At 37.5% G+C, this 320-nt stretch carries 1 pseudogene; it reads right to left on the minus strand.

Annotated features, from left to right (window positions below):
- Positions 1–252: pseudogene (locus TP70_RS11145) on the minus strand (group II intron reverse transcriptase/maturase); the annotation flags it as partial.
- Positions 253–320: the final 68 nt, after the last annotated feature.

Below are 320 nucleotides of genomic sequence, written 5' to 3' on the forward strand. Positions count from 1 at the left end.
GATTCCCAACACACGCTTTTTCCCGTTTGGTTTTGGGATTTCAACTTTCCTTACTGCTTGTGGTTTATATGTGCCATCAAGCAGTTTCTTTCTAATTTGTGGAAAGTATTGCACAAAGTGTCCATTCAGTTCACTGACTTTCATACCGTCAATTCCTGGTGCTCCTTTGTTTTTCTTAACTCTCTTAATTGCTTTTTCAATGTTACTTGGTCTTACAACAAGCTCCATCAAGGATGGAGACTCACGATACATTTCTTTCATTTCACCTAAGATTTACTGTACACACTTATATACCCTTTTTCGTTCCACTACTTATCTCT

Origin of the sequence: Staphylococcus microti (genome assembly GCF_000934465.1) — a bacterium.
Lineage (GTDB): Bacteria > Bacillota > Bacilli > Staphylococcales > Staphylococcaceae > Staphylococcus > Staphylococcus microti.